Here is a 24,883-nt window from a genome sequence, read left to right as displayed (position 1 = left end):
CTCAGGTGCTCGGATGCGTCCTCGGGTGCGTTGTCAGTGGTGCGGCGCACACTGGGAGCATGTGCCGCAGCATCAAGACGCTTCGTCCGCCAGCCATCCCCGAAGAGGCCACCGAGGAGGAGATGAGAGCCGCCGCCCTGCAGTACGTGCGTAAGGTCTCCGGCTTCCGTGCGCCCGCCGCGCACAACCAGGAGGTCTTCGACCGGGCCGTGGCCGAGATCGCCGAGGCGACCCAGCGGCTGCTGGACGGCCTGGAGATACGGGGTGCCGCCCGGGTCTGAGCGGCGGCCCGGGCCGTCAGGTCCCGGCCGGGGCTCCGGTGACGGGGGGCGTGGAGGAGGCGTGCGCCGGGCGGCGTACGACGAGTGCCGCCAGTGCGCCCGCCAGGAACAGGGCGAGGACCGAGACGGCCGTGCCCAGCCAGCCCGCGCCCAGCCACTGGCCGCCGAAGTAGCCGAGGCCCACGCTGTAGACCGCCCAGGCGACCCCTGCCACGGCCGACCAGGGCAGGAATTCCTTCACCTTGCGGTGGGCCGCGCCCGCGCCCAGGGAGACGACGGAGCGGCCGGCCGGGGCGAAGCGGGCGATGACGACGAGCGCGCCGCCGCCACGGCTCAGGGCCGCGCCGAGGCGCTCCTGCGCGGAGGTGAGGCGCCGGGACCGGGCGATGGCCCGGTCGAGACGGTCGCCACCGCGCCAGGCGAGGCGGTAGGCGACCAGGTCGCCCAGGACCGAGGCGGTGGCCGCGCAGAGGGTCAGCGCAAGGAGCGAGGGCACCTGCCGGGTCGCCTCACCCGCCGCCGCCGTGACCGTGGTGGTGCTCGCGGCCGCGGCCGTGGCCGCGGTGATCACGAGTACGCCACTGGGGAGGACGGGCAGGAAGACGTCCAGGAGTACCGAGAGGGCGACCACCGCGTAGATCCATGGGCTGCCGGTCAGCGCACCCACACTCTCGAGCACTCTCTACTCCCTGTTCCCGTGATCCGTGATCCGTGATCCGTGATCTGTGTTCCTTGCGACGCCGCGGCGTCGCAGGGGAGCGGCAGGAGCGGCAGGGCCAGCTGTACAGCGTACGCCTGCCGTTGAGCCGGTTCACCTGGTATTCGCCGGGCGGGCGGCGGATGTCGCACAGGTCACGTACGACCCCGGCCCCCCTCGGGAGGAGGGGGGCCGGGGCGTGGGGAGCGGGCGGGTCAGACCGAGACGGCCTGGGCCTTCTCGCGAGCGGGTGCGCTCTCCCGTGCGGAGCCGCCGCGTGAGGAGAACAGCCGGTCCAGGGCCACGGCGCCGGGGCCGGTGAAGACCAGCAGCAGGAAGGCCCAGCAGAAGACCGCCGAGGCCTCGCCGCCGTTCTGCAGGGGGAACAGCGACTCGGGCTGGTGCACCTTGAAGTACGCGTAGGCCATCGAGCCGGACGAGATCAGCGCGGCAATGCGGGTGCCGAGGCCGAGTGCGACCAGGGTGCCGCCGACGAGCTGGATCACCGCGGCGTACCAGCCCGGCCACGTGCCGGCGGGTACGGTGCCGCCTCCCGCGGAGCCGCCGAGGACTCCGAAGAGCGAGGCGGCGCCGTGGCAGGCGAACAGGAAGCCGATGACGACGCGGAAGAGGCCGAGCGCATAGGGCTGGGCCCGGTTCAGGCGTATGGACATGGGAGGTGGGGCTCCTTCGGTCTGGGGACGTGAACCGATCGGGGCCCAACAGGTTAGGGTGACCTCACTATTGCTTGCAAGTTCAACATCCTGTCGAGTGGCCGGAAAAGGGTCATTCGTTCGAGGTCAGAGAGCGCTCCAGGACGGTCTCCAGCTGCGCCCCCGCGGGTGTTGCTCTGGCCTGAACCAATGTCAGCGCGGCTTTCCGGCCATGCAGCGCGAGGGTCATGAGCTGGTTGCCGAACCACGGTCCACCCGTCCTCCGCCAGCGCATCGGAGGGCTTCCCGTCCGCCCGTGGAGCGCCAGTGCGCGTCCGAGCCACCGGCCCGCCCGGCTCCAGCCGAACCGGAAGCCGACGCGCATGTATCCGGGGACGGAGTTGTGGACGGGGGAGCAGGTCAGTTGCAGGACGTGTGCGGCGGGAGTGCCCTCCGGGGTGGAATCCGACCACTGGGGTTCGGCGATGTACGCGTGGTGCACATCGCCCGAGAGCACGCATATCGTCGCCGGGGCCTCGTGGGCCCGTCCCGCCTCCCTCAGGAGTGCCGACAACCGGTTGAAGGAATCCGGGAACGCCGCCCAATGCTCCAGGTCACCGGCCCGGCGCACCTTCTCGCCGCGGCGCGCCCAGCGCTCGCCCCGCTCGCCGCGGCAGAGTGCCGCGTTCCAGGTCTCCGCCTCGTGTATGAGCGGTGGCAGCAGCCAGGGGAGCGACGTGCCGATCAGCAGATGGTCGTACGCGCCGGGGTCCGTGAGCACCTCGTCGCGCAGCCACCGGGCCTCCTCGTCGCGGAGCATCGACCGCTGCCCCTCGTCGAGGACCCGGGCGGCCCGGGTGTCCACCATCAGCAGCCGTACTCGGCCGAAAACACGCCGGTAGCTCCACCGGGTCCGGGTGGGGTCGGCGTCGGCGGCCGCCGCGTGGCCGCGCAGGGTCTCCGTGCCGTCCGGTACGCCGCGTACGGCCGCGTAGACGGGATCGGCCTCCAGGGCGTCGGGGGAGAGGTTGCCCAGGTGCTGGTAGACCCAGTACGACATGAGCCCGCTGACGATCCGCTCGTGCCACCAGGGGGTGTCGCGCATGTCCCGGACCCAGGCCTCGCTGGTGTTCCAGTCGTCCACGACGTCGTGGTCGTCGAAGATCATGCAACTGGGGACCGTGGACAGCAGCCACCGCACGTCCGGGTCGCGCCAGGACTCGTCGTAGAGGTGGGTGTACTCCTCGTAGTCCGCGACCTCGGCGCCCGGCGCCTCCTTGAGGTCGCGGCGCGTCGCGAGCCGCTTCCGGGTGGCCTGCGAGGTCTCGTCCGCGTACACCTGGTCGCCGAGCAGCAGGAGGACGTCGGGGCGTACGGCCTCGGGGTCGGCGGCGAGGCGGACCGCCAGGGTGTCGAGCGCGTCCGGGCCGATCGCGTCGTGCCCGTGGGCGGGCGGAGCCGCCCAGCGGCAGGAGCCGAAGGCGACCCGGACCGGGCCCGCCTCGTCCGGCCGCGGTACCGCGGGGGTCGTGATGGTGCTGGGCGGGAAGCGGGAGTCCTCGGGCGGCCAGACGCGGCGGCCGTCGAGCAGTACCTCGTAGGGCGTGGTCGAGCCGGCCGTCAGGCCCGTCACCACCACCAGGGCGTAGTGGTGCCCCTCGATCGCGAAGGTCGGGGAAGTGCCCGCCGCGCCGTCCGCGCAGCGGACCTCCGCCGTGCAGGGCCTGCTCGCCTCCACCCAGACCGTCGCCCGGGAGCCCGTCTCCCAGTCGACGTACCTCAGCAGTGGTCCCAGGCGTAGCCCGGCCATGTGTGCCCTCCTCGCGTCGCCGTCACCGGTGGCTCCGTAGGGTACGGAACGACGGAGGAGGGCGGGTAGGCCCGCCGGGGCGGGAGGGCGGTCAGCAGCCGTTGAGGACGGACTGCAGGGCGGTCTTCTCGGTGGAGTCGACGCTGAGGCCGTAGTAGTGCTTCACGTGCACCCAGGCGCGGGCGTAGGTGCAGCGGTAGGCCGTGCGCGACGGGAGCCACTCGCCCGGATCCTGGTCGCTCTTGGACTGGTTGACGTTGTCGGTGACGGCGATGAGCTGAGGGCGGGTCAGGTCGTTGGCGAAGGACTGGCGCTGGGCGGTGGTCCAGCCGCTGGCGCCGGAGCGCCAGGCCTCGGCGAGGGGGACCATGTGGTCGATGTCCAGGTCCGCGGCTGCGGTCCAGGTGGCCCCGTCGTACTCCGAGTACCAACTGCCGCTGGTCGCGGCGCAGGCGGAGTCCTGGACGACACCGGAGCCGTCGCGCTTCAGTACCACCTCACGGGTGTTGCAGGCTCCCGACTGGGTGATCCAGTGCGGGAACTTGTCGCGGCTGTAGCCGGAGGAGGAGCCCTCGGTGGAGACGGTGAGCGCGCTCAGGTACGAACGGGCGGTCGAGGCGCTGACCGGGGTGGGCATCGCGGCCTGGGCGGTGGGGGCCGTGAGAAGCCCGGTGGTTGCGGCGAGCGCGGCCGAGGCGGCGACGACGGCTATGCGACGCGCGTAGATACCGGACATGTGAACTCCCTTGATGTGGGGGGATGTTGAGCAGCGACCTGCGCGGCCAGGCCATCGTGACGGCGCCGGGTTTCGGTGGGGTGGTCGCCAGGTAACAGAGTGGCGACATGCGCACGTCACATCAAGGGGTAGGACGATAGCTCTGACGTCCCGTCCGAAGACTGTTCGAGGAGCGGGGTTGACGAATCGGCGGTTCGGGGCCGGTCGGGACGCACCCCCTAGGGTGGCCGCGTGCTGCTTCCGGTCAGTCCCGCGCTCGGCGTCGTGCTCGCCGTGCTCCTGGTGTTCGCCGTGGCCGTCGCCGCGTGGGCCTCGCTCGGCCGGTCCCGCGAGATCGCCGTCGCCGGGCTGCGTGCCGCGGTCCAGCTGGCCGCCGTCTCCCTGCTCATCGGCTGGGTGGTGCGCTCCCCGGGCCCCCTGCTCGGCTTCCTGGCGCTGATGTTCGCGGTCGCGGTGCGCACCGCGGGCCGGCGGGTCACGCCCAACCGCACCTGGTGGTGGGCCGCGCTACCGATCGGCGCCGGGGTCGTGCCCGTGGTCGTGGTGCTGCTGCTCACCGGGCTCCTCCCGGCGCGCGGCATCGCGATCGTCCCGGTCACGGGCATCCTCATCGGGGGCGCGCTCACCGCGACCGTCCTCGGGGGACGGCGCGCGCTCGACGAACTCGGGACGCGGCGGGGGGAGGTGGAGGCCGGGATGGCTCTCGGGCTGCTCGACCGGGACGCCCGGCTGGAGATCGCCCGCCCCGCGGCGTCGGATGCGCTGCTGCCGGGGCTGGACCAGACCCGGACCGTGGGGCTCGTCACCCTGCCCGGGGCCTTCGTGGGCATGCTGCTCGGCGGCGCCTCACCGGTGGAGGCGGGCGCCGTGCAGCTCTTCGTCCTGGTGGCGCTGATGGCGGTGCAGGTGGTCGCCGTCGCGCTGGTGCTGGAGCTGATCGCGCGGGGAGTGCTGCACCGGGATTGAGCCCGAGCCCGTGCGGGGGGTGCGGTCGTACGGGGCCGGGCCCGCCCCGGGGTGCGCTCGCACGGCGAGGCGCGGGTCATCGGTGGGCCGGGAACGCCGGTCGGCTCCGTACGCGAGGTGGCCCAGCAGGTGGAGGAGGGCTCAGCGTGCGTCGACGTGCAGGCGGATCGAGCCGTCCGTGCCCGCTTCCACCCGGAGCCGCGTCAGGTCCTCGACGTGGGCGTCGGGGGAGAGGGCCGCCGCGCGCGGGCCGACGCCCACGACGCGCATACCGGCCGCACGGCCCGCCGCGATGCCCGCCTCGGAGTCCTCGAAGACGATGCAGTCCGCCGGACCGAAGCCCAGCTCGGCCGCGCCCTTGAGGAAGCCCTCGGGGTCCGGCTTGCTGGCCCCGACCATCTCGGCGGTGACACGGGTCTCCGGCATCGGCAGGGCCGCCGCCGTCATCCGGGCCCGGGCGAGCGCCTCGTCGGCCGAGGTCACGAGCGCGTGCGGGAGTCCGGCGATGGCCGCCATGAACGCGGGGGCGCCGCCGATGGGCACCACGCCGTCGGTGTCGGCGGTCTCCTCGGCGAGCATGATCCGGTTCTCGGCGTAGTTCTGCTCCATGGGGCGGTCCGGCAGCAGGGCGGCCATCGTCGCGTAGCCCTGGCGGCCGTGGACCACCTTGAGCGCCGCCTCGGGGTCGAGCCCCTGTGCGAGCGCCCAGCGGCGCCAGCAGCGCTCCACCACCGCGTCGGAGTTCACGAGGGTGCCGTCCATGTCCAACAGGAGGGCGCGGGCTTCGAGGACGGTGGCCGACATCGGCATGCTCCAGAGCGCGGGGGGAACAGCTCACAGCTGCGGTGAAGAAAACTGCGGTGAGGAAACTGCGGTGAAGAAAAACAAGTAGCCCCGCCCGCCGGTCAGGGTGAACGGGCGGAGGCTACTTTGTTCCTCCACGATACAAAAACGGGCGCCGAAACGCCAATCCGGGGGCCGGGGGCCTCCCGGGCCCCTCCTCGTGCCGGATCCGGGCCCTCAGGACCGGCGCCCCCTGCCGCTCGTCTGGGACTCCAGGGCGCGGCGGGTCTCCGGGCCGTAGACGCCCGACGGGTCGCCGGCGACCGACATCCACCGCTGGTACTCGGCGACGGCCCGCTCCACCTGTTCCGAGTAGGTGCCGTCCTCCGGTCCGCGGTAGACCCAGATCTCCTGCAGCCGGCGCTGGAGCTCGGAGACCTCCGCGCCGTGGTCCCCGCGCCGCAGCGTGCCCGCCGACACCTCCTGGACGGGCGGCACCGCCGCTGCCGTGGTGGGCGCCTTCGTCGCGGACGCGGAGGGCGACGGCGAGGCCGGAGCGGTGGCCGAAGGCGACGCGGACGGGCTCGTCGAGGCGGTGGGGGAGGCCGAGGGGGACGCCGACGCCGAAGCCGACCGGGACGGCGCGGCCGTGGTGGGCGCCGACGGGGACGGGGACACCGACGCCGCGGGCTCCCCGCTCGCGTCCGGCGCGCTGGTCGTGACCTCGGGCAGCGCCGTGTCCCGGGTGTCCTCGTCGTCGAACAGGCCGCCCGCGAAGGCGGCCGTGCCCACCACGGCGGCCACGGCCGCCCCCACGGCGACCACGGCGAACGGCCGCCGACGGCGCGGCTGTACGGGGTCGGGTCCTCTACCCGCGTAGGCGGAGGCGCTGCGCCTGTGCGTCTCGTCCGCGACCACGGCGTCCGTGACGACGGCATCGGGCAGGGCGCCCGGCCCCGCCCCCGGTGCTCGCGCGGCCCCCGGCGCCCCGGCGGCCCCCGGTGCTCCGGCTGTCGCGCCGTCGAGGAACAGGGGCATCGTCGTGGCCGCCGCGGGGACGTCGTGGTCCTCCGTGTCGCTGTCCAGCCTCACGTAGGGCCTGATCCGCAGCGGGTCGAAGTCCTCGGCCGCGGCGATCTCCGCGGTGCGGGCGTCCCTTCCCGCCGCCGCGGTCCCGTCCGCCGGGCGGCCGTCCCACCCCGCCCGCTCGGCCCCGCCGGCTCCGCAGGCGCACCCCGCTCCGGGTCTCGCGCCCTGCTCGCCGCCGCACTCCGGGCATATATGTCCGGTCATCGTGGGTTCCCCTCCCCTTTGAACTGCCTGCGATTATGCAGGCAGCCACGGGGAAGCCCAACGCCCGTCACCGCTGCTCGGCAGGCCATAACGGCACGTAGCGGCCAGGATGGGGGGAAGCGGACCCGAGGAGATGCCCATGGCCCAGCAGTTGAGCCCGCCGCCCCTGGCCTCAGGTGAGGGGCGGTCCCGGCGAAATGTCCTGGTGTCCATCGGCGCGCTGCTCCTCGGCATGCTGCTCGCCGCACTCGATCAGACCATCGTCTCCACGGCCCTGCCCACGATCGTCAGCGAGCTGGGCGGCCTGGACCACCTGTCGTGGGTGGTGACCGCCTACCTGCTGGCGGCGACCGCCGCCACCCCGCTCTGGGGCAAGCTCGGCGACCAGTACGGACGCAAGAAGCTCTTCCAGACCGCCATCGTCATCTTCCTCGTCGGCTCCGCGCTCTGCGGCATGGCCCAGAACATGCCGCAGCTGATCGGCTTCCGCGCCCTCCAGGGGCTCGGCGGCGGCGGGTTGATGGTGCTGTCGATGGCCATCGTCGGCGACCTCGTCTCCCCGCGTGAACGGGGCAAGTACCAGGGCCTGTTCGGTGCTGTGTTCGGTGTGACCAGTGTCCTGGGACCGCTGCTCGGCGGCCTCTTCACCGAGCACCTCAGCTGGCGCTGGGTGTTCTACATCAACCTTCCCATCGGCATCGTCGCGCTGCTCGTGATCGCCGCGGCCCTGCACATCCCGGTCCGCCGCACCAAGCACACCATCGACTACCTGGGCACCTTCCTCATCGCCTCCGTCGCCACCTGCCTGGTCCTCGTCGCCTCGCTCGGCGGGACCACCTGGGCCTGGGGCTCCGCACAGATCGTCGCCCTCGCGGTCCTCGCCGTGGTGCTGCTCGTGGCGTTCGTCGCGGCCGAGCGCCGGGCGGCCGAGCCCGTGCTGCCGCTGAAGCTGTTCCGGATGCGGACCTTCAGCCTCGTCGCCGCCATCAGCTTCGTCATCGGGTTCGCGATGTTCGGCGCCATGACCTACCTGCCTACCTTCCTCCAGGTCGTCCACGGGATCACTCCGACCCTGTCCGGTGTGCACATGCTGCCGATGGTGTTCGGCCTGCTGATCACCTCGACCGCCTCGGGCCAGATCGTCAGCCGCACGGGCCGCTGGAAGGTCTTCCCGATCGCGGGCACCGCCCTCACCGCCGTCGGCCTGCTCCTGCTCCACACCCTCTCCGAGAACAGCTCCACCTGGACGATGAGCCTCTGCTTCTTCGTCTTCGGCGCCGGACTCGGCCTGGTGATGCAGGTGCTCGTGCTGATCGTGCAGAACTCCGTCGGTTACGAGGACCTCGGTGTCGCCACGTCCGGCGCGACCTTCTTCCGGTCCATCGGCGCGTCGTTCGGCGTGGCCGTCTTCGGCACCGTCTTCACCAACCGGCTGACCGGCAAACTCGAGGACGCCCTCAGCGGCCGTGCGCTTCCGCCCGGTGTCGACGCGGGCGCCCTCGCCGCCGACCCCCGGGCGATCGGCAGGCTCCCGGCGGATCTGCGCCCCTCGGTCCTCAGCGCGTACTCGACCTCGATCACCGACGTCTTCCTCTACGCGATCCCCGTCGTCCTCGTCGCGTTCGTCTTCGCCTGGTTCCTCAAGGAGGAACCTCTGCGCGGCTCGGTGACGGCCCCCGACACCAGTGAGACGCTGGCCTCGAACCCGGTCCAGCGTTCCTCGTACGACGAGTGCGCCCGCGCCCTGTCGGTGCTCGCCACCCGGGAGGGACGCCGGGAGATCTACGAGAAGATCACGGCGAAGGCCGGGTACGACCTGCAGCCCGCCGCCAGCTGGCTGCTGCTGCGCATCAAACGGCACGGCACCGTCGAGCCCGGCCGGCTGGCCGAGGTCGCCCCCGTGCCGCTGCGGGTGATCACCTCGGCCGCCCGGCAGGTGGAGGGAGAGGGCTACGCCCGGCGTGAGGGGATGCAGCTGGTCCTCACCGAGCGGGGCGCGGAGGCCGTGGTGCGGCTCTCCCAGGCCCGTGAGGAGTCGCTGGCCGAGCTGCTGGGCGACTGGTGGGGCCCGGACCGGCCCACCGACCTGGTCCGCCTGGTGTCGGAGCTCTCCGCCGAGGTGAGCGGGTCGAGCAGGGAGCGGCCGCACATGCCCGAACCCCGCCCGGACCACTCGGCGGGCTGACCGCCCCGCCCGGACCACTCGGCGGGCTGACCGCCCCGCCCGGGACCACTCGGCGGGCCGACCGCCGCCCCGCCGAGCGGACTCAGAGCTCCTTGGCGAACCAGTGCTCCGCGTAGAGGTCCTGGTTGAACGCCGGGACCTCCCCGTACCCGTGCTTCGCGTACAGGCCGCGCGCCTCCACCAGGTCGTTCCGGGTGTCGAGGCGGACCCACCGCACCCCGTACGCCCGCGCCGCTTCCTCGATGCCCGCGAGCAGCAGGCCCCCGCCGCCCGTCGAGCGGAAGGCGGGCCGGACGAACACCCGGGTCAGCTCGGCCGTCGCCGCGTCGACCAGACGCAGGCCGACGCAGCCCGCCGGCTTGCTCCCGTAGCGGCCCACCAGGAACGCACCGGTGGGCGGGGCGAGCCGGTCGACGCCGTCGTCCCTCAGCCCGTCGTCGATCTCCTCCGTGGTCGCGGGACGGCCCCAGTAGCGGCTCGCCACCTCGTCGTAGTAGTCGCGGAGCAGCAGGGCGGCGTCGGGGCTGTCGAAGCGTTCGGGGGCCACGGTCCAGGTCATGGGGTCATTCTGGCTGTCGCACGACCGGACGACGAACCAATAAGTGCAGGGGGCAGCGATGATGCGGGACACCGGCAGGGCGACAGTGGTGCAGCGGCTCGGGGAGCGGTGGACACGGGAGCTGGAGCGGCCCGGCGGCGATTTCGTGTGCTCGCCCGCCGGGCTGTGGCTCGCCCTGACCGCCGTCGCGGTGGGGGCCCGTACCCGGACGGCGGCGGAACTGCGGGCCCTGCTCGGAGTCGCCGGACAGGAGGCCGCGGCGGTGGTGACGGATGCGGCACGGGACTGGGGGCGCACCGGCGCGCCGGTCGTGGCGACCCGGGTGTGGAACACGGCGCCGCTCCGTCCCGCGTACGTGGCGTCGCTGCCGGACGTCCCGTCCGGGCCGGTCGACGCCGCCGGGATCGACGCGTGGGTGCGCGAGCGGACCCTGGGCCTGATCGAGCGGCTGCCGCTGGACCTCGGCGACGACGTCGCGCTCGCCCTCGTCAACGTGCTGGCCCTGAAGACGTCCTGGGAAGCGGCCTTCGACGCGGCCCTCACCCGCGACGCCCCCTTCACCGACGCGACGGGCGCCGGCGTGCCGGTCGCGACCATGCACGCGACGGTGCCCCGGCGGGACGTGTGGACCGCGTCCGGCGCGCACGTCGTCGAGCTGCGCTGCCGGCGGGAGGCGGACGGCGCTCCGCCGGCGCGGGTCAGATTCGTCCTCGGGGAGCCTGGTGAGGGAGCCGCACAGGTCCTGCCGTCGGCGTGGGCGCCCGAGGAATCACGCGCTCCGGTGGAGGCCGACACGGTGACGTTCGCGCTGCCCCGCTTCACCCTGCGGACAAAGGTGCGAGTCACCGGACAGCTGCCGGCGCTCGGCGTGCGGCTCGCGACCGACCCCGCCGCGGCGGACCTCTCCGGCCTCTCGTCCGTGCCCCTCCACCTCTCGGAGGTGGTCCAGGAGACGGTCGTGAAGATCGCCGAGGCGGGGGTGGAGGCCGCGGCCGTCACGGTCGTGGCCACCCGGTCCGCCGCCCCGCGCCCGCGGACGGTGCGACACCTCGCGTTCGACCGGCCCTTCGGCGTCGTCGTCCTGGACGGCACCGAGGACGTCCCCCTCTTCGTGGGCTGGCAGGCGGACGTCCCCCGGTACGAGGACTGACCCCCGCCGGGGCCCGGAAACGGAGCCCGCCGGAACCGCCCCCGTCGGGCCACCCGACGGTATTCGGGCATTCTTTCGGCAAATCGGTGGTGACAGTCAGGCGAAGTGGGGGTTGATTGGGTCTGCCCGAGAGGGCAATGGGAGGCTTCATCCGCACATACCCGGGCTGAAGGGACAGTGCATGCGAACGGGAGGGTCGGCGCAGCGTGACTGATGTGGAGCGCAGTGTGCGGGGGGACGCGGCGGCGGATCCGGGGGCGAGGGCCGCGGTGGCCAGAGCCGTCCTCTGGCTGCTCGTCGGGGTCCTGGCGGTGCGGCAGGTGGCGGTGGTGCTGCGGACACCGCCCGGTGAACGCCTCACCGACCTGGAGACCTGGACCGGCGCGACCGGCGTCCTGCACATGGCGGGGTCCCTGTACGACCCCGGCCGTTTCACCGGGACGCCGTTCGCCGGGCTGGTGCTGAAGCCGCTGACGGTCTCGGCCGAAGAGGCGTTGGGCGTCGTGTGGACCTTCGGGTCCCTGCTGCTCGTCGCCCTGCTCGGCTACGTCGCCGTCCGGGCCCTGCCCGCACCGGTGAGCCGGCGCACCGCCTTCCTCGCGGCGCCCGTGGCGATCACCCTGCTGATGGTGTCGCTGCCCGTCCGCAACACCCTGTTCCTGGGCCAGACCAGCATCCTGCCGGTCCTGCTGGTGCTCCTCGCCTGTTTCGCGCTGCGGGGTGAACGCCTCCCGGGTGTGCTGACCGGTGTCGCCGCGGCCTTCCAGCCGGCCGTCCTGCTCTTCGCCGTCCTGTTCTGGCTCACCGGAAGACGCCGGGCCGCCGTGAGCGGGGGCGTCACCTTCGCCGTCTGTACGGCCCTGGCCTGGGTCGTGATGCCGCGTGACTCCTGGGCCTACTGGGTGCACCACCTCGCCGGTGCCGGACTCGGCGACCGCCCGGACAGCCTCGCCAACCAGTCCCTGCACGGCGCGCTGCTGCGGTTCGGGCTCGAAGGCCCCCTGGAGATCGTGCTGTTCCTGGCCCTGGCCGCCACCGTCGTCGTCCTGGGGCTGCGCCGCGCGGTCCGCTACGCCCGGGACGGGCAGCTGCTCCTGGCCGTCGCCGTCACGGGCTGCGTCGCCGTCGCCGTCTCACCCACCGCCTGGCAGCACCAGCTGCTCTGGGTGCTGCTCGCCGTCGTCGGCCGCGTCGGCACCCGGGCCGCGGACCGGCTGGTGTGGCCCGCGGTCGTGGTGCTCGTCCTCACCCTGCCGGGGAAGATGCTGCTGCCGAACGTCGGTGTGGTCCTTCCCGTGCGCGACAACGTGCTGCTCGTCGCCGCGCTCGGCGCGGCCGTCGCCGTGCCCTTCCTGCCCCGCACCTCGCCCCACTGGCGGCGGGCTATCCCCACGGAGTACGCGGAGCCGGTGCCGGCACGGGTCGCGTGGGTGCCGCTGCTGCCGTTCTGGCGGCGGGTGCTCAGCCGCCCCAACCTGCTGCTCGAACTCCTGCTCATCCGGGTCGTCTACTCCGCGTACGCGCAGGTCCGGCTGGCGGCGACCGCCGGGCGCGGCACCGCCGAGGCGCACGGGCGTCAGATCCACTCCGCCGAGCAGTGGCTGCACATCGACATCGAGCACTGGGCCAACCACGCGGTCGTCACCGTCCCGTGGCTGCGCGACTTCTTCGACTACTACTACTCGACGTTCCACTTCATCGTGCCGCTCGCGATCCTCGGGGTGCTCTACGTACGCCGCCCCTCGGACTACCGCTGGGCCCGCACCTCCATCGGCTTCGCCACGGTCCTCGCCCTGCTCGGCTTCTGGCTCTACCCGCTGGCACCGCCGCGCCTGATGCCGGGACTCGGCTTCATCGACACCGTCCACGGGGTGCAGGACCTCGACAGCCCCGACTTCGGGGCGCTGACCGCGATGACCAACCAGTACGCGGCGATGCCCTCGCTGCACTTCGGCTGGTCCCTGTGGTGCGGAGTGGTCATCCTGCTGCTCGCGCCGAAGACGTGGATGAAGGTCCTGGGGCTGCTGCACCCGCTGTTCACGGTCTCCGCCATCGTCGCCACGGGCAACCACTGGGTGCTGGACGCGGTCGGCGGCGCGGCGGTCGTGGCCGCGGGCTTCGGGCTGACGTACGCCTTGGCCGGGCCGCGGAGGCTGCTGGCCGGTACGGGGGAGGCCGGGCCGCCGGAGCGTGCGGCCGGGGACGCCGCCGGGCAGGCAGCACCCGAACCGGCGGGCAGCAAGGCGTAACGCCCGCGGAGGGGCCGAAGGGGTGCGGGGAGGGGAGACCCCTCCCCGCACCCCTTCGGCAGGGAAGGTGTTGTCGGTCAGGCCTCGACCGACACCCCGGCCTTCACGGCCCTCTCGCCGCTGGGCTCGCCGAGGTGCTCCGTCTCCACGTGGGCCGTCTCGCGCGCGGAGAGCGCCGCGACGACCGGCGGCACACAGAGCGCGGCGGCGAAGAGCGCGACACCGGCCCAGTTGTCGCCGTCGGGTCCGGCGATCTGCGAGGCGAAGGCCACGGCGAACCCGGCGATGGCGAAGCCGGTCTGGGTGCCGATCGCCATGCCCGAGAGCCTGACCCGGGTGGGGAACATCTCGGCGTAGAAGGCGGGCCAGATGCCGTTGGCCGCGCTGTAGACCACGCCGAAGACCAGCACGCCCGTGATCAGCACCAGGGGGAAGCTGCCGGTGGATATCGCCCACAGGTAGAGCGGCATCACCACCGCGCTGCCGATCGCGCCGGTCAGGAAGACCGGCCGGCGGCCGATCCGGTCGGAGAGCCGTGCCCACAGCGGGATGGTGAACAGGGCGACCACGTTGGCCAGGGCGCCGACCCACAGCATGCCGGTGCGGCTCAGGCCGACCGCGTCGCTGGTCGCGTACGACAGGGCCCAGACGGTGAAGATCGTGCTGACGGTGGCGATCACGGCGGCCGCGACGACCCGCAGCACGTCCGCCCAGTGGTCGCGCAGGAGCACGGCCAGCGGCATCTTCGCCACGCCCTCGGTCGCCGCCTGCTCGGTGAAGACCGGGGTCTCCTCCAGGGTGCGGCGGATGACGTACCCGGTGACGGCGACGGCGACGCTCAGCCAGAACGGGATGCGCCAGCCCCACGAGAGGAGCTGTTCCTCGGGCAGGGCGGCGACCGGGATGAAGGCCAGGGTCGCGATGAGCTGGCCGGCCTGGGTCCCGTTGATGGTGAAGCTGGTGAAGTAGCCGCGCCGGTCCTGCGGCGCGTGTTCCAGGCTCATGGAGTTGGCGCTGGCCTGCTCACCCGCCGCGGAGATGCCCTGCATGACGCGGAGGAGGACGAGCAGGACGGGTGCGGCCCCGCCGATCTGGTCACGGGTGGGCAGACAGCCGATGAGGAAGGTCGAGAGGCCCATCAGCATCAGCGTGAAGACCATGATCTTCTTGCGGCCGAGCCGGTCCCCGACGTGCCCCAGGAAGAGCGCGCCGACCGGACGGGCCGCGTAGGCGACGCCGAAGGTGGCCAGCGACATCAGGGTCGCGTCGGCCGGGTCGGACTCGTCGAAGAAGACCTTCGGGAAGATCAGCGCCGCCGCGCTGCCGTAGATGAAGAAGTCGTAGTACTCCAGCGCGCTGCCTATCCAGGCGGCGAGCGCGGCCTTGCGGGGCTGGGCCGCCGACCGGGGTGGGGGACCGGAGGCAGGGTCGTGAGCGGTCACGTCGGGCTCCTTCGGGGGACGTTCCGTGCGGGGGAGGGGCGAGCGGATCCGGCTAATGAACGCACCAGTTAGTTAGTTGCGGATGGCTACGGATGGTGCGAGCAGTTGAGGCGCGTGTCAAGGGTTCGCACGGGATCCGCGTCACCGACGCGTGCGGACGCGGGGGGTGCGAGCGGCGCGGAAGCCGGACCGGGAGGATGTGCGCGCCCTGCCCGGAGGCGTCGTCCGCCGGTCCGTCCGGCCGTCCCGCCCTTCCGGGAAGGGCAGGATCCTAGGCCGCCCGGTCGGCCGTGAGGTAGGCGATGATCATGTCGCCCAGCATGGTCCGGTAGTGCTCGCGCCGGCCGCTCTCCACCAGGTCGCGGCCGAAGAGCGCGCCGAAGGTGTGTCTGTTCGCGATGCGGAAGAAGCAGAAGGAGCTGATCATCGCGTGCAGGTCCACGGCGTCCACGTCCGCCGTGAACAGCCCGGACGCGCGACCGGTGTCGAGGATGCGCCCCAGCACCTCGATCGCCGGTGAGCCGATGCGGCTCAACTCGGCCGATGCGGCGATGTGTTCGGCCTCGTGGATGTTCTCGATGCTGACCAGGCGGATGAAGTCCGGGTGTTCCTCGTGATGGTCGAAGGTCACCTCGGCCAGCCGGCGGACCGCCGCCACGGGGTCGAGGTGCTCGACGTCCAGCAGCTGTTCGGCCTCCCGGATCCGGCTGTACGCCCGCTCCAGGACCGCGGTGAACAGCTGCTCCTTGCCGCCGAAGTAGTAATAGATCATCCGCTTCGTGGTGCGGGTGAGGGAGGCGATCTCGTCGACCCGCGCGCCCGCGTAGCCGATGCGGGCGAACTCGCGCGTCGCCACGGTGAGGATCTCGTCCTTGGTGCGCGCCGCGTCGCGGGTCCGCACGGCGGGCTGGGCGGGTCCTTCGGTGCTGGTCATCCGGATCCTTCGCGGCAGGCGGTGCGTGCTCGCGATTCTAGAGCCGGTGTTCCGGGCTGCCGATCCGGCCCGGGGGCTTCCCTCGGCGTCCGACTTTCGGTATGACTAACTAACCAGTCCGTACATTAAGTCGATGTCCACGGGAAGTGAACGATGCCGAATCCACCGGTCCCGCCCCCGGGTGTCCCCGTCCTCGTGCTGAACGGTCCCAATCTCAACCTGCTCGGCCTGCGTGAGCCCGAGGTGTACGGCAAGGACACCCTGGCCGACATCGACGAGCTCTGCCGCAGCACCGCGGCGGCCCAGGGCCTGCGCGCGGACTGCCGGCAGAGCAACCATGAGGGTGTGCTGATCGACGCCGTCCACGAGGCCCGCACCGCGCACCGGGGCATCGTGATCAATCCCGCCGGCTACAGCCACACCTCCGTCGCCGTCCGCGACGCGCTCGCCGCCGTGGAGCTGCCCGTCGTGGAGGTCCACCTCTCCAACATCCACCGGCGGGAGGCCTTCCGCCACCACAGCCACGTCTCGGCCGTCGCCGACACCGTCATCTGCGGGGCGGGAGCCCATGGATACGCCCTGGCGCTCACCCACCTCGCCCGGCTCCTGGAGGAGAACCGGTGAGCCCGGACTCGTACCTCGTCGGCCTCGTCGGCTCCGGGATCGCCCCCTCGCTCAGCCCCGCCCTCCACGAGCGGGAGGCGGACCGGCAGGGGCTGCGCTACCTCTACCGCCTCATCGACATCGCCGCGCTCGGTGTCCCGCCGGAGCGGACGGGAGAACTCGTCCGCTCCGCACGCGCCATGGGCTACGACGGCCTCAACATCACCCACCCGTGCAAGCAGCAGGTCCTCGCGCACCTCGACGCGCTGTCGCCGCAGGCCGAGGCGCTCGGCGCGGTCAACACCGTGGTCTTCGAGGGCGACCGGGCGATCGGCCACAACACCGACGTGACCGGCTTCGCCGCCTCCTTCGCGCGCGGTCTGCCCGACGCCCCGCTGGAACGGGTGGTGCAGCTGGGGGCCGGCGGAGCCGGAGCCGCCGTCGCCCACGCCCTCCTCGGTCTCGGCGCCGGGCGGCTCACCGTGCTGGACGCCGTCCCCGAGCGGGCCGCCGCCCTCGCGGCCTCCCTCGACCGGCACTTCGGCCCCGGCCGTGCCGCCTCCGCGGACCTCCTGGACATCGCGGACCGGACGGCGGGTGCCGACGGCCTGGTCAACGCCACACCCATCGGCATGGCCGCCCACCCCGGACTGCCGCTCCCCGCCGACCTGCTGCACCCCGGACTCTGGGTCGCCGAGGTCGTCTACCGGCCGCTGGAGACCGCCCTCGTCCGTACCGCCCGCCTCCTGGGCTGCCCCACCCTGGACGGGGGAGGCATGGCCGTCTACCAGGCCGCCGACTCCTTCCGGCTCTTCACCGGCCGCGAACCCGACACCGCCCGGATGCTCGCCGACATCGCCGCCCTCACGTCGGCGCGCTGAACCACCGCAGGAGGACCGACATGCGCACGTCCATCGCCACCGTCTCGCTCAGCGGAACCCTCACCGAGAAACTGACCGCCGCGGCACGCGCCGGCTTCGACGGGGTCGAGATCTTCGAGAACGACCTGATCGGAAGTCCCCTCGGCCCGGAGGAGATCCGGGACCTGGTCGCCGATCTCGGGCTGACCGTCGACCTGTTCCAGCCGATGCGCGACATCGAGGCCGTCCCCGCCGACGAGTTCGCCCGCAATCTGCGGCGCGCCGAGCACAAGTTCCGGCTGATGCGGCGGCTCGGCGCCGACACCGTCCTGGTCTGCTCCAGCGTGTCGCCGTACGCCGTCGACGACGACGCCCTCGCCGCCGAACAGCTGCACCGGCTCGCGGACCTCGCGCAGGGGTACGGCATCCGCGTCGCGTACGAGGCGCTGGCGTGGGGCCGCCACGTGAGCACGTACGACCACGCCTGGCGCATCGTCGAGGCCGCGGACCACCCCGCCCTCGGGGTCTGCCTGGACAGCTTCCACATCCTGGCCAGGGGATCGGACGTCTCGGGGATCGAGTCCGTCCCGGGGGACAAGATCTTCTTCCTCCAGCTCGCCGACGCCCCGCAGATGTCCCTGGACGTGCTGCAGTGGAGCCGTCATCACCGCTGCTTCCCCGGCCAGGGCGACCTCGACGTCACCGGTCTGGTGCGCGCCGCCGTCCGCGCCGGATACGACGGGCCGCTGTCCCTGGAGGTGTTCAACGACGTCTTCCGCCAGGCGGACGCGGGCCGCACCGCGGTCGACGCCCGGCGCTCGCTGACGCTGCTCCAGGAGGCCGCGGGCCTGGCCGAGCCACCGGCCCCGGTCGTGCCCACCGGCTTCGCCTTCGTGGAGATCGCCGCCGCGGACACCGCCAGGATCGCGCCCCTGCTGACCGCGCTCGGCTTCGCCCGCACGGCCCGGCACGCGGGGAAGCCCGTGGACCTCTGGGAGCAGGGCGAGGCCCGCATCCTGCTCAACACCGACACCGGCAGTCGCCGTCCGGAGCCCGCGCTCACCGCGGTCGGCCTGGAGAGCCCCGACCCGGCGGGAGCCTCCGCGCGGGCCGAGTCACTGCTCGCCCCGGTCCTGCCCCGGCGCCGCGCCCCGCGGGACGCGCCGCTCGACGCGGTGGCCGCACCCGACGGCACCGCGTTCTTCTTCTGCGCCACCGACCGCTCGGGCGCCACGGGATGGACCGGTGACTTCGTACCCGCCGCGCACACCCCCGCACCCATCGGGATCACCCGCGTCGACCACGTCGCGCTGACCCAGCCCTGGCACCACTTCGACGAGGCGACCCTCTTCCACCGCGGGGTGCTCGGCCTCCGCCCCCACGCGAGCGTCGACCTCGCCGACCCGTACGGCCTGCTCCGCAGCCGCGCCGCCAGCAACGAGGCCGGCACCGTGCGCATCGCGCTCGGCGTGGGGGCCTCGCCCACGGAGGACCCGGGCCGCGGGGGACGCCCCCAGCACGTGGCGCTGGTCACCGACGACCTCGTCACCACGGTCCGCCGCGCCCTCGCGGCCGGGGCCAGGCTGCTGCCGGTCCCCGCCAACTACTACGACGACCTGGACGCGCGCTACGCGTTCGCCCCGGGGGAGCTGGAGACCTACCGCGAGCTCGGCATCCTCCACGACCGGGACGAGAAGGGGGAGTTCCGGCACTGCTACACCGTGACGACCGGCCGTGTCTTCTTCGAGCTCGTCGAGCGCACCGGCGGCTACGACGGATACGGGGCCAGGAACGCCCCCGTCAGGCTCGCCGCCCAGCACGCCCGGGCGGACTGACTCACTCCGCGCGGACCCCGGAGTCCGCCCGCACGTCGACGCCCGCCCGTGCGTCGAAGTCCGCCCGCGCGTCGAAGTCCGCCCGCGCGTCGAAGGCGGCGCGGCGGGTGGCACGGCGCAGGGCCCGGAGCAGGGTGGGCCCGACGGCCAGGGTCAGGGCCACCGTGAGGACGGCCCGGCCCAGGTCCCAGCCGAGCGAGGTGGCGGTGCAGTAGGCGAGGAAGCGGACCAGGTTCTCGTGGAGCGGGTCGCCCGCGACGAAGGAGATGCCCGAGCCGAGCCCCGGCACGATCGTCCAGCCGTACAGGTTCATCACCGTGCCGTACGCGAACGCCGCCACGCACCCGTACGCCGCCAGCATCAGCAGCTCGCCCCGGCCGCGCAGCCGGTCCGGGCCCGGCAGCAGGCCGGCGCCCATGGTGAACCAGCCCATCGACAGCATCTGGAACGGCATCCACGGCCCGACGCCGCCGGTCAGCAGCGCCGAGGCGAACATGGTCACGGATCCGAGCACGAAGCCGAAGCCGGGGCCCAGCACCCGGCCGCTCAGCACCATCAGGAAGAACATCGGCTCCAGCCCCGCCGTCCCCGCGCCCAGCGGGCGCAGCGCCGCGCCGACGGCGGCGAGGACCCCCAGCATCGCGACGGCCTTCGCGTCCAGACCGGAGTCCGCGATCGTCGCGACGACGACCCCGACGAGCAGCACCAGCAGCGCGGCGAACAGCCACGGCGCGTCCTCGGCGTGGGCGAGACCGGAGTCCGCCCCGGCCAGCAGCGGCCAGCCGAACGCGACCAGCCCCACCGCGCTGACCAGGACCAGCGCGGCCACGGCCCGGGGTCCGAGCCGCACCGGACGGGCGGACCCGGCGCTCACGCGAGTCCCTCCAGGGCCGTACGCACCTGGGACACGGTCAGCCACTCCCGCGGCCTGAGGATCTTCGAGGTCTGCGGGGCGAACGCGGGGGAGGAGACCACGACCTGCCGGGTCGGCCCGTCCGCGACGACCTCACCGTCGGCGAGGATCACCACCCGGTCCGCCAGCTCCGCCGCCAGCTCCACGTCGTGCGTGGCGAGGACGATCGCGTGGCCCTCACCGGCCAGCCGCCGCAGTACGCCGACGAGCCGGGCCTTCGCCGCGTAGTCGAGGCCGCGCGTCGGCTCGTCCAGGAGGAGGAGCGGGGGCCGGGCGGTGAGCACCAGGGCGAGGGCCAGCGCGAGCCGCTGCCCCTCGGAGAGGTCCCGGGGGTGGACGTCGTCCGGCACCCCGGGCAGCAGCTCCGAGACCAGTGCCCGGCAACTGCCCGCAGGCGCGCCAGCGTCGGAGTCCGCCGCCGCGCACTCGGCCGCGACCGTGTCCGCGTACAGCAGGTCGCGCGGTTCCTGCGGGACGAGCCCGACCCGGCGCACCATGTCGCGCGGCGGGGTGCGGGACGGCTCCAGACCGCCGACGAGGACGGAGCCCGTGGTCGGCGCGGTCATCCCGACGAGCGTCGTCAGCAGGGTCGACTTGCCCGCGCCGTTGCGGCCCATCAGGGCGACGGTCTCGCCCGGTACGACGGACAGGGTGACCCCGCGCAGCGCCTGGACCCGCCCGTGCCGCACCCCGAGCCCCTCGACCCGGGTGGCGCCGCCGTCCTTCAGCGGCTCGGCGGGGACGGTGTGCGGGCGGCGGCCCAGCAGCCGGCCGAGAAGACCGGGCCGGGGCGTGGCCGGCGCGGGCAGCGGGGCCACCAGGACATCGGCCGGGGCCGCGCGCGGCGGCGGCTCCACGTCGGCCAGCCGCTCCCGCAGGTCCACCGCCCTGCGCCGTGCGTCGCGCACCGACAGCGGCAGCGGATCCCAGCCCATCAGCCGGCCCAGGGCCACGACCGGGGGCCGGACGGGCGACACCGCCATGATGTCGGCCGGCCGGCCCATCACCGGTGCGGTGCCCGGCGCGGGCAGCAGCAGGACCTGGTCGGCGTACTGCACGACACGCTCCAGGCGGTGCTCGGCCATCAGCACCGTCGTCCCCAGGTCGTGCACCAGCCGCTGGAGCACCGCCAGGACGTCCTCGGCCGCGGCCGGGTCCAGGGCGGACGTCGGCTCGTCGAGGACCAGCACCCTGGGGTGCGGGGTGAGGACCGAACCGATGGCGACCCGCTGCCGCTGGCCCCCGGAGAGCGTGGCGATCGGCCGGTCCCGCAGCTCGGCGAGGCCCAGCAGGTCCAGGGTCTCCTCGACCCGGCGCCGCATGACGTCCGGGGCGAGGCCCAGCGACTCCATGCCGTACGCCAGCTCGTCCTCGACGGTGTCCGTCACGAAGTGGGCCAGCGGGTCCTGGCCCACCGTGCCGACCAGATCGGCGAGTTCACGCGGCTTGTGCGTACGGGTGTCCCGGCCGCCGACCGTCACCCGCCCCGTCAGCGTCCCGCCGGTGAAGTGCGGCACGAGACCGGACACGGCACCCAGCAGAGTCGACTTGCCGACACCGGACGGGCCGACGACGAGCACCAGCTCGCCCTCGGGAACCGTGAGGTCGACCTCGGACAGGGTGGGGCGCTCGACGCCTTCGTACCGCACCGAGACCTGCTCGAACCGGATCATGGGCGCTCCTTGGAGTCCGAGGGGGAAGGGGGCAGCGGTGCCACCACGGCGGGCAGCAGCCCGATCAGTACGGCGGCGGCCGGCCACAGGGGAAGGACCGGAGCCGTGAGCGGCACGACACCGGGGCGCAGGGCGTCCGGATCGACGGCGCCCGCCCGGATCATCGCCGCCGCGACGGCCGCGCCCGACGCGGCGACGAGCCAGGCGCGCACGTCCCACCGGTCGGGGCGGTAGCGGGTGCGGACCGAGCGGCGCCCGCCGAGCCGGAGCCCGGCCAGCGCCGCCACCAGCCCGGCCAGCAGCAGCGGCAGCCCGTGGGCGGCGCCCTGCGCGGCCAGCAGTCCGTACGTCCCCGCGCACACGCCCAGCAGCCCGCCGAGCGTGAGCACATGGGTGGTGCGGCGGACGGCGGGCGGGACCTGCGCGGTGCGGCCGTAGCCGCGCGCGTCCATCGACGCCGCCACGGCCACCGAGCGCTCCAGGGCGCCCTCCAGTACGGGCAGCCCGATCTGGAGCACCGCCCGGATCCCGCCGGTCGGACGGCCGCGCAGCCGGCGGGCCGTGCGCAGCCTGGCCACGTCGGCGACCATGTTCGGCGCGAACGTCATCGCGACGACGACGGCGACCCCGGCCTCGTACAGCGCGCCGGGCAGCGACTTCAGCAGTCTGGCGGGGTTGGCAAGGGAGTTGGCCGCCCCGACGCAGATCAGCAGCGCGGCCAGCTTCGCGCCCTCGTACAGGGCGAAGACCAGCTGCTCCCCGGTGACCCGGCCGCCGATCCTGATGCCCTGAGCCCAGCCGGGCAGCGGCACCTCGGGGAGCGTGAAGAGGGTGTCCGTGCCCGGCACGGAGGAGCCGAGGACGACGGAGAAGACGAGGCGGACGGCGACGACGAACAGCCCCAGCCTGATGAACGCCCCGTAGGACCGGGCCCACGGGGCGTCCGTGCGGCGCGCCGCCACCACGTAGCCGGCCACCCCCACCAGCAGCCCGAGCAGCAGCGGGTTGGTCGTCCGGGACGCGGCCGTCGCCAGCCCGAGCGCCCACAGCCACCAGGCCCCGGCCGGCACGGCGTTGGCCCGGGTCGCCCGGGGGGCGCTCAGGGCAGGGCGGAGCCGGGCCGGGCCGGTGGAGCGGGTCATCGGCGGCGGCGGGCCTGGAGCACTGCGGCGACACCCAGCACGAGCACCGCGCCGACGCCGGTCAGCACACCGGCCGACGGGCCGCCGCCGGAGCCTTCGCTGTCGCCGCCGGTCGTGGCGTCCTCGTCGGAGGGGGACGGCCCGTCCGTGGCGGTGGCCTTTCCGGACCCGCCGTCCCCGGTCTGCTCACCGCAGCCCGAGCGCGGATAGCCGGATATCGCGCAGAGCATCGCGGAACCGTCGTACCGCAGCGGCTTCGCCACCGAGGCGAGGGCCTCCGCCGTGCTCGCGTCCGGCGCCACCTGGGCACAGGCGGTGCGCAGCGCGGGCGGCCTCTCGCCGGCGGGGGCGTCCGCGGGCGTGCCGGGGTCGACGACCAGCGCCACCCGCTTCCGGCCGTCCTTCGCCGGGGTGCCCGCGCAGACGGCCCCGAAGTCCGGGGCGCGGCGCGGCTGCGCCGAGTCCTGGGAGTCCTCGCTCACCGAGAAGCGGAAGCCCTGCACCGCGCCGTCGTCCGGCCGGACGACGGACGGCCCCTGTGTGGCGTACGTCCAGCCCTTCCCGCCGTCGCCCTCCCAGAACGACCAGTAGCGGTACCCGGCCGCCTGCGCGCTCCCCGCGCCCAGCACGGCGAGGACGGCGCCCACGAGGAGGAGCAGCGCCGCCGTGCCCAGCGGGCGCCTCACAGCTGCTGGTTCTTCCGGCGTCCGCTGAGCAGGAAGCCGATGCCCGCGCCGAAGGCGAGACCGATGCCGATGATCCACCAGAGGCCGAGGCCCTCGTCGTCGCTGGTCGTGTCCGCGGGCTTCGACGGCGCCGTCGCGGTGGGCGAGGGCACGGCGGTGGCGGCGGGGGCCGGACCCGTCGCGTTGAGCTGCCTGACGAGGTCGACGCCGCCGAAGTCACGCGCGTCGCCGCCGGTCGCGTGGACGGCGAGCACCAGCTGCGCGGTGGCGGCGGGGCCGCCCTCCTTCGCCCAGCCCTGCGCGTGCTTCTCCAGGTAGGTGACCGCCCCGGCCGCCTTGTCCTTGTGGCCGGCCGCCGCCAGCGCCACGACGGCGTCGGCGGTGTTGCCGAAGTCGGGCTGCGGGTCGGACTTCTCGGCGCCCGGCATCGGCGGCAGGTCCAGGTGCCCGGACCCGGCGAGCGCCTTCGCCAGGTAGGAGGCGCCGTTCTGCGCGGTCTGCTCGACGGTGAGGCCGGTGCCCTCGTGGCAGACGGGGGCCTTCACCGCGTTGGAGTTCCCCGCGGCCATGCCCTTGCCCATCGCGCCGATCACCGAGGCCGCCGTGGCGTCCGCGTTGGCGGTGAGCTCGCCCTTCTTGTCCGGCTGGTAGGCGAACGCCCCGCCGTCCTCGCCCCCGCAGGGCAGCGCGAAGCTCTGGAGCGCGGTGTACGGGGTCTTCCCGTCCGCCGTGGTGACATCGGCGAGCGGCACGCCCGCCCGGGCCAGCGCCCCGGTCACGACGGCGGTGGAGTTGGCGTCGCTCGGGCCGCCCGGGTTGTAGCTCCAGCCGCCGTCCTTGTTCTGGACGGACTTCAGCCAGCTGACCCCGTTGTCCACGACCTCGCGGTGCACACCGAGTTCGACCATGGCCTGGACCGCCGCCGCCGTGGCGTTGGTGTCCGCCACGGTCTTGGCGTCGCACGGCGCGGACGCGTCACGGTAGGCGGCGAAGGCACCGCCGGCGCACTGCTGGCCGACGAGCCAGTCGACCGATTTCGTGGCGGGGGTGACCAGCTCGACCTTCTGGGCGAGGAACGCGAGCGACTGGCGCCAGACCCCGTCGTACGTCGGGTCCTTGGTGCCGTACAGCCCGGCCGGGAGGTCCGGCGTGGCGGGGGACGGGGAGGGACTCGGCGCGGCGACCGCCACCGGGGCGGCCGCTCCACAGAGCACGGCGGTGAGCGCGAGCGCGGCCGCGCGGCGGCGTACGGACATGAAGGGCTGGGCCTCTCGAATGGGGTTTCCCCTGCTCGAGCTGGGCCGAGCGCGCGGGGAAGGGTCGGCGCCGGATTCGCACCGGCTTCCCCCTGTACGGGCATGATGACGAGCCTCCCACTCTACCGGGGCGTCTCCGGACCTCTCCGGGCGGACAGCCGCACCCCGTCGGTGAAG

The 24,883-nt window shown here is 73.7% G+C and carries 22 protein-coding genes; 8 read left to right on the top strand and 14 right to left on the bottom strand.

Going from position 1 to position 24,883, the window contains the following annotated elements:
* Positions 1-59 precede the first annotated feature (59 nt).
* The gene (locus tag OG488_RS11305) at positions 60-281 is read left to right on the top strand and encodes a DUF2277 domain-containing protein (RefSeq protein WP_033299756.1); all 222 of its coding nucleotides are present in this window, start codon (positions 60-62) and stop codon (positions 279-281) included.
* Between the two features lie 16 nt (positions 282-297).
* On the opposite strand, the gene OG488_RS11300 is transcribed toward OG488_RS11305, so the two are convergent.
* From OG488_RS11300 to OG488_RS11285, 4 genes are all read right to left on the bottom strand, one after another.
* A complete protein-coding gene (locus OG488_RS11300; RefSeq protein WP_329228363.1) occupies positions 298-960 on the bottom strand; it encodes a DedA family protein in 663 nt (220 codons plus the stop codon).
* Positions 961-1,193: 233 nt separating this feature from the next.
* Entirely contained in the window at positions 1,194-1,652 is a 459-nt protein-coding gene (locus OG488_RS11295; protein ID WP_329228361.1) for a DoxX family protein, read from the bottom strand.
* Between the two features lie 112 nt (positions 1,653-1,764).
* Positions 1,765-3,441, bottom strand: a complete 1,677-nt coding sequence (locus OG488_RS11290; RefSeq protein ID WP_329228359.1) for an alkaline phosphatase D family protein — start codon at positions 3,439-3,441, stop codon at positions 1,765-1,767.
* A 91-nt stretch (positions 3,442-3,532) separates the two neighbouring features.
* Entirely contained in the window at positions 3,533-4,177 is a 645-nt protein-coding gene (locus OG488_RS11285; RefSeq protein ID WP_329228357.1) for an HNH endonuclease family protein, read from the bottom strand.
* Between the two features lie 231 nt (positions 4,178-4,408).
* Here OG488_RS11285 and OG488_RS11280 point away from each other — a divergent pair, with 231 nt between their 5' ends.
* A complete protein-coding gene (locus OG488_RS11280) occupies positions 4,409-5,143 on the top strand; it encodes an ABC transporter permease (RefSeq protein ID WP_329228355.1) in 735 nt (244 codons plus the stop codon).
* A gap of 141 nt (positions 5,144-5,284) precedes the next feature.
* On the opposite strand, the gene OG488_RS11275 is transcribed toward OG488_RS11280, so the two are convergent.
* Together OG488_RS11275 and OG488_RS11270 are read right to left on the bottom strand one after the other, a co-directional pair.
* Positions 5,285-5,947, bottom strand: coding sequence for an HAD-IA family hydrolase (locus OG488_RS11275; protein ID WP_329228354.1), 663 nt, complete (start codon positions 5,945-5,947; stop codon positions 5,285-5,287).
* Between the two features lie 216 nt (positions 5,948-6,163).
* Positions 6,164-7,219 carry a peptidoglycan-binding domain-containing protein gene (locus OG488_RS11270; RefSeq protein ID WP_329228352.1) on the bottom strand — a complete coding sequence of 352 codons (1,056 nt, stop codon included), beginning with the start codon at positions 7,217-7,219 and terminating at the stop codon, positions 6,164-6,166.
* 139 nt (positions 7,220-7,358) lie between these two features.
* Between OG488_RS11270 and OG488_RS11265 the strand changes: the two genes are divergently transcribed.
* Complete coding sequence (locus OG488_RS11265; protein ID WP_329228350.1) at positions 7,359-9,404, top strand: MDR family MFS transporter; 2,046 nt, start codon at positions 7,359-7,361, stop codon at positions 9,402-9,404.
* An 82-nt stretch (positions 9,405-9,486) separates the two neighbouring features.
* On the opposite strand, the gene OG488_RS11260 is transcribed toward OG488_RS11265, so the two are convergent.
* Positions 9,487-9,963, bottom strand: a complete 477-nt coding sequence (locus OG488_RS11260; protein ID WP_329228348.1) for a GNAT family N-acetyltransferase — start codon at positions 9,961-9,963, stop codon at positions 9,487-9,489.
* A gap of 58 nt (positions 9,964-10,021) precedes the next feature.
* Here OG488_RS11260 and OG488_RS11255 point away from each other — a divergent pair, with 58 nt between their 5' ends.
* Positions 10,022-11,113, top strand: coding sequence for a serpin family protein (locus OG488_RS11255; RefSeq protein WP_329228346.1), 1,092 nt, complete (start codon positions 10,022-10,024; stop codon positions 11,111-11,113).
* Between the two features lie 206 nt (positions 11,114-11,319).
* Positions 11,320-13,362, top strand: coding sequence for a bifunctional glycosyltransferase 87/phosphatase PAP2 family protein (locus OG488_RS11250; RefSeq protein WP_329228344.1), 2,043 nt, complete (start codon positions 11,320-11,322; stop codon positions 13,360-13,362).
* Between the two features lie 77 nt (positions 13,363-13,439).
* On the opposite strand, the gene OG488_RS11245 is transcribed toward OG488_RS11250, so the two are convergent.
* Both OG488_RS11245 and OG488_RS11240 read right to left on the bottom strand, forming a co-directional pair.
* The gene (locus tag OG488_RS11245; RefSeq protein ID WP_329228342.1) at positions 13,440-14,804 is read right to left on the bottom strand and encodes an MFS transporter; all 1,365 of its coding nucleotides are present in this window, start codon (positions 14,802-14,804) and stop codon (positions 13,440-13,442) included.
* Positions 14,805-15,075: 271 nt separating this feature from the next.
* Positions 15,076-15,738: a TetR family transcriptional regulator gene (locus OG488_RS11240; protein WP_329228340.1), complete on the bottom strand. Its 663-nt coding sequence runs from the start codon at positions 15,736-15,738 to the stop codon at positions 15,076-15,078.
* A gap of 153 nt (positions 15,739-15,891) precedes the next feature.
* Here OG488_RS11240 and aroQ point away from each other — a divergent pair, with 153 nt between their 5' ends.
* From aroQ to OG488_RS11225, 3 genes are read left to right on the top strand one after another with little or no spacing between them, the layout of a single operon-like run.
* Positions 15,892-16,362, top strand: a complete 471-nt coding sequence (gene aroQ, locus OG488_RS11235) for a type II 3-dehydroquinate dehydratase (RefSeq protein ID WP_329228338.1) — start codon at positions 15,892-15,894, stop codon at positions 16,360-16,362.
* Positions 16,359-17,222: a shikimate dehydrogenase gene (locus OG488_RS11230; RefSeq protein ID WP_329228336.1), complete on the top strand. Its 864-nt coding sequence runs from the start codon at positions 16,359-16,361 to the stop codon at positions 17,220-17,222. The genes aroQ and OG488_RS11230 overlap by 4 nt, the downstream gene beginning before the upstream one ends.
* A 20-nt stretch (positions 17,223-17,242) precedes the next feature.
* The gene (locus tag OG488_RS11225) at positions 17,243-19,036 is read left to right on the top strand and encodes a bifunctional sugar phosphate isomerase/epimerase/4-hydroxyphenylpyruvate dioxygenase family protein (RefSeq protein ID WP_329228334.1); all 1,794 of its coding nucleotides are present in this window, start codon (positions 17,243-17,245) and stop codon (positions 19,034-19,036) included.
* Position 19,037: 1 nt separating this feature from the next.
* Here the strand turns inward: OG488_RS11225 and OG488_RS11220 are convergent, their stop codons facing one another.
* Genes OG488_RS11220 through OG488_RS11200 form a run of 5 tightly spaced genes read right to left on the bottom strand, consistent with a single transcriptional unit; the run spans position 19,038 to position 24,706 of the window.
* Entirely contained in the window at positions 19,038-19,910 is an 873-nt protein-coding gene (locus OG488_RS11220) for an ECF transporter S component (protein WP_329228332.1), read from the bottom strand.
* The gene (locus tag OG488_RS11215) at positions 19,907-21,622 is read right to left on the bottom strand and encodes an ABC transporter ATP-binding protein (protein WP_329228330.1); all 1,716 of its coding nucleotides are present in this window, start codon (positions 21,620-21,622) and stop codon (positions 19,907-19,909) included. The genes OG488_RS11220 and OG488_RS11215 overlap by 4 nt, the downstream gene beginning before the upstream one ends.
* Complete coding sequence (locus OG488_RS11210) at positions 21,619-22,764, bottom strand: energy-coupling factor transporter transmembrane protein EcfT (RefSeq protein ID WP_329228328.1); 1,146 nt, start codon at positions 22,762-22,764, stop codon at positions 21,619-21,621. The genes OG488_RS11215 and OG488_RS11210 overlap by 4 nt, the downstream gene beginning before the upstream one ends.
* On the bottom strand, positions 22,761-23,450 hold the full coding sequence (locus OG488_RS11205; RefSeq protein WP_329228326.1) for an SCO2322 family protein: 690 nt from the start codon (positions 23,448-23,450) through the stop codon (positions 22,761-22,763). Before OG488_RS11205 ends, OG488_RS11210 begins: the two co-directional genes overlap by 4 nt.
* Positions 23,447-24,706 (bottom strand): prenyltransferase/squalene oxidase repeat-containing protein, encoded by a 1,260-nt coding sequence (locus OG488_RS11200; protein WP_329228323.1) that lies wholly within the window; start codon positions 24,704-24,706, stop codon positions 23,447-23,449. The genes OG488_RS11205 and OG488_RS11200 overlap by 4 nt, the downstream gene beginning before the upstream one ends.
* Positions 24,707-24,883 lie beyond the last annotated feature (177 nt).

This window comes from Streptomyces sp. NBC_01460 (assembly GCF_036227405.1).
Lineage (GTDB): Bacteria > Actinomycetota > Actinomycetes > Streptomycetales > Streptomycetaceae > Streptomyces.
The sequence above is the reverse complement of the archived record's forward strand: the minus strand, read 5'-3'. Positions and strand labels throughout refer to the sequence as shown.